This is a genomic window from Mailhella sp. (genome assembly GCF_057866825.1).
Genome location: NZ_DBMAHT010000146.1, coordinates 1 through 4,590 on the forward strand (window position 1 = coordinate 1; position 4,590 = coordinate 4,590).

Genomic DNA, 4,590 nt, shown 5'->3' on the forward strand with positions numbered 1-4,590 from the left:
TCGGAAAATACCGGCATCAGCGGCCTTGAGACCTACATTCTGGATTTTGCCCGCAGCAGTTCGGTGAGTCGTCTGGCCACGGTGGAAAACGCCGACAGCGGGCGTCTCGGCGACATGGACAAGATACTCACGGAAATTCTGACCGGCGCGCGCACCACGGAATCGCGCCGTCTGGCGGACCGCATTCAGAAAAACACGCTGAGCTATCTGAAAAGAAACGGAGCCTCCACCCGCGACGGCGGGGTGAAGGGCGCGCCGTTTTTCGTGCTGGTGGGCTCCTCCATGCCCAGCGTGCTGGTGGAACTGGGATACTCCACCAACACGAAGGAAGCGTCGCGTCTGAAGAGCAGCAAGCACAGGCAGCGCCTGGCGCAGGGGCTTGCCAACGGCATTCACGCCTATGCGCGAAGTCTGCTCGGCAAGTAGGCGGCGCATTGAGACGCGGCAATTGACCGCGCCTGGCAAAACGTCAGGAAAAAGCCCCGGCATCGTTGGATGTCGGGGCTTTTCTTTGTCTGACTCGGTTTGCCTGACGGCGGCTGCCGGAAGTCTCGCCGGGCAGTCGGATGAAGCAGGCGGCGTGCCGAACAATCGGAGGGAGAGTCGGCCAGGCAGTCCCGGGCCGGAGGCCGGGCGGCCTGCGGCCCGCGTTCCGCGGCCTGAACGCGGAAGTTCGTCTTTTGGCGGGGCGAGAGGGCGTGTTCAACGCCGCGCATCATCGCCCGCCTCGTCGTGCCTCCGTCTCCCTTGCGCCTTGCTTTTGCCCTGCCTTCGCTTTCTCTCTGGCGTTGAGTTCGCCGGGGAAGGCGAGGCCGCCGACTTCACCGGGGCCGCCGCGCAGGCGGATGAGGCGGCGTGCCGAACAGTCGGGGGGGGCAGCCGGAGGGGCCAAGCGCCGGGCGGGCGGCGGAACAGGCTCCGAAAATCATGGAACGGGGCGGCATCTGTCTTGCCGTCGGTTGAAGAGCCGGAGCGGAAGCCTTTCCGCCCCGGCGCTGTTTTTAGAGGCTGAAGTAGTCCCTGGCAGACTCGAAGAGATGGAGATCGTAGTTGCCGGGCACGTTCTTGTAGAGGTTCGCGCCCGTGCGTTCGGAGTGTCCCATCTTGCCGAGCACGCGTCCGTCCGGGGAAGTGATGCCTTCCACGGCCCAGACGGAGCCGTTGGGGTTGAAGTCCACGTCCATGGTGGGATTGCCGTCGAGATCCACGTACTGGGTGGCGATCTGTCCGTTTGCCCTGAGCTTTTCAAGCAGCGCGGGCTCGCACAGGAAGCGGCCTTCGCCGTGGGACACGGGCACCGAGATGATGTCGCCCGTGTTCACGTTCTTCAGCCAGGGGGAGAGCCGCGAAGACACGCGCGTGCGCACGATTTTCGACTGATGGCGTCCGATGACGTTGAAGGTGAGGGTGGGGCAGGAAGCGTCGGTGTCGATGATTTCGCCGAAGGGCACGAGGCCGAGCTTGATGAGCGCCTGGAAGCCGTTGCAGATGCCGAGCATGAGGCCGTCGCGCTGCTTGAGCAGATCCATGGTGGCGTCGGTCACTTCGGGATTGCGGAAGAAGGCCGTGATGAACTTGCCGGAACCTTCGGGTTCGTCGCCGCCGGAGAAGCCGCCGGGCACGAAGATGATCTGACTTTCGCGCACGGCGCGGGCGAAGCGCGCGGCCGATTCCGAAACCTCGGTCGCGGACTGGTTGCGCAGCACGATGATTTCCGGTTCGAGACCGGCGCGCATGACGGCGCGGGCGCTGTCGTATTCGCAGTTGGTGCCGGGGAACACGGGAATGACCACGCGCGGCCTGGCCGAGCCCGTGCGGGGTCTGGCCGCGGGCTGCTTCTCCGAGGTGATGAGCGGCACGGAGGCTTCGTCCTTTGCGGTGCGGTTCGGGTAGATGTCTTCCAGCACGCCTTCGTTCAGGGCAAGCAGTTCCTCGACGGAGGCGCTGTCCGAGCCGAGGGTGATCACGGCCTTTTCCGTGGTGACGCCGAGGCGCAGGCCGCTCTCTTCGGTCAGTTCGGCCACGATGGCCCCGGGCATGGGACGATGCCAGTCGATGTCGGCGCAGGACTCAAAGCCGATGCCGTTGCCGAACGACATGTTCATGATCGCTTCGGCCACGCTGTTTTCCACGGCCCAGGCGGCCTTCACCTTGCCCGCGGCGTGCAGGGCGGCAAAGGCGTCCCAGCAGGCCTTGAAGCCTTCGGCGTCGGCCGAGGCGGGCGCGAGCAGGCAGACGGGGGGTCCGGCTTCCTTGAACTCGGGCGAGAGCACGTCGTCGGTCTTGGCCGGAGCGATGGCAAAGGAAATGAGGGTGGGGGGCACGTCCATGTCGAGGAAGGAGCCGGACATGGAGTCCTTGCCGCCTATGGCCGCCACGTTGAGATCAAGCTGCGCGTCGAGCGCGCCGAGGAGCGCGGCAAAGGGCTTGCCCCAGCGTTCCGGCTCGTCGCGGAGCTTTTCAAAGTATTCCTGCAGGGTGAGGTAGGCCTTGCGGTAGTCGCAGCCTGCGGCGACGAGGCGGGCGACGGACGTGACCACGGAACGGTACGCGCCTTCGTAGGGATCGACGCTCATCTGATCGGCGTCGAAGCCCCAGGCCATGACGGAGCAGTCCTTGGTTTCGTGGCCGGGCAGCACGGGCAGCAGCGCGGCCATGACCTGCGCGGGAGTGCGCTGACGCACGCCGCCGAAGGGCATGAGCACGGAACCTGCGCCGATGGTGGAGTCGAAGCGTTCGGCAAGGCCGCGGCGCGAGGCGCACTTGAGGCTGGAGGCCGTTTCCCGCAGGCTGGAGGCCGCGGGGGCGTCGAGGGCGGAGCGGTCCTTGGATTCCACGCGCACGCGGGTGTGCTTGGACGCGCCGTTGGTGTCGAGGAAGGCGCGGGAAAGATCGACGATGGTTTTGCCCTGCCAGTTCATGACCATGCGCGGCGATTCCGTGACCACGGCCACCTGATAGGCTTCGAGATTTTCCTTTTCCGCGGCTTCGATGAAGGCGGGAGCGTCCTTGGCGGCCACCACGCAGGCCATGCGTTCCTGCGATTCGGAAATGGCGAGTTCGGTGCCGTCGAGGCCTTCGTACTTCTTGCGCACGGCGTCGAGACGGATTTCGAGACCGGGCGCGAGTTCGCCGATGGCCACGGAAACGCCGCCCGCGCCGAAGTCGTTGCAGCGCTTGACGAGGCGGGTGACGTCGCCGTTTCTGAACAGGCGCTGGATTTTGCGTTCTTCGGGTGCGTTGCCCTTCTGCACTTCCGAGGCCATGGTGACGAGGGACTTGCGGTTGTGGCTCTTGGAGGAGCCGGTGGCCCCGCCGATGCCGTCGCGGCCGGTGCGTCCGCCGAGCAGAATGACCACGTCGCCGGGTTCGGGACGCTTGCGCACCACGTTGACGGCCGGAGCCGCGGCCACCACGGCGCCCACTTCCAGATGCTTGGCCACGTAGCCCTGATGATAGACTTCGGAAACCATGCCGGTGGCAAGACCTATCTGGTTGCCGTAGGAGGAATAGCCCGAGGCGGCCGTTTGGGCGAGCTTGCGCTGCGGGAGCTTGCCGGGAATGGTTTCGGAAACGGGCGTGCGCGGATCGCCGCAGCCGGTGACGCGCATGGCCTGATAGACGTAGGCGCGGCCGGAGAGCGGATCGCGGATGCAGCCGCCGATGCAGGTGGCCGCGCCGCCGAAGGGTTCGATTTCGGTGGGATGGTTGTGGGTTTCGTTCTTGAACATGAGCAGCCAGTCCTGCTCTTCGCCGTCCACGGTGGCGGTCACGTGGATGGAGCAGGCGTTGATTTCCTCGCTCTGATCCATGTTGCCGAGCAGGCCGCGTTTTTTCAGGGTCTTGGCGGCGATGGTGGCCATGTCCATGAGGGTCTGCGGACGCAGGGCCGCCTTTTCTTCGCCGTACACTTCCTTGCGGGCGGCAAGGTAGCGCTCATAGGCGGCCAGCGTTTTTTCGTCCAGAATTTCCACGCCGTCGATGTGGGTGGAGAAGGTGGTGTGGCGGCAGTGATCGGACCAGTAGGTGTCCACCACGCGCACTTCGGTGATGGTGGGATCGCGCTTTTCCTCGTCGCGGAAATGGGCCTGCAGGAACTTGAGGTCGTCGAGATCCATGGCGAGGCCGAGCTGATCGAGCAGGGCGGAAAGACCGGCTTCGTCCAGCGTGGTGAAGCCTTCCACGGTGTTCACGCTGGTGGGCACTTCGTATTCCACGCGCAGGGTTTCCACGGGGTCAAGGCTGGCTTCGCGCGCTTCCACGGGGTTGATGAGGTAGCGCTTGATCTTTTCCACGTCGGCTTCGGAAAGGTCGCCGGAAAGCAGAAACACGCGCGCCGTGCGCACGGCGGGGCGTTCGCCCTGGGTCATGAGCTGGATGCACTGGCTCGCGGAATCGGCCCGCTGATCGAACTGACCGGGCAGGTATTCCACGGCAAAGGCGGTGTAGTCGCCTTCGGGCAGGGTTTCGCCGGCGTTGTCCACCTGCGGTTCGGAAAACACGGTTTTCACCGCGCGCTGAAACACGTCTTCGTCCAGACCTTCCACGTCGTAGCGGTTGACGAGCCGCAGACCGGTCAGGGAAGAGATG

General features: G+C 65.1%; 2 protein-coding genes. One reads left to right on the forward strand and one right to left on the reverse strand.

Features of this window, described 5'->3' with window-relative positions:
- Positions 1–426, forward strand: a 426-nt coding sequence (locus tag ACZM96_RS09685) for an N-acetylmuramoyl-L-alanine amidase family protein (protein ID WP_489488801.1), incomplete at its 5' end; no start/stop codon positions are given.
- A 575-nt stretch (positions 427–1,001) separates the two neighbouring features.
- Here ACZM96_RS09685 and ACZM96_RS09690 read toward each other — a convergent pair.
- On the reverse strand, positions 1,002–4,590 hold a 3,589-nt coding region (locus tag ACZM96_RS09690), incomplete at its 5' end, for a phosphoribosylformylglycinamidine synthase (RefSeq protein ID WP_489488802.1).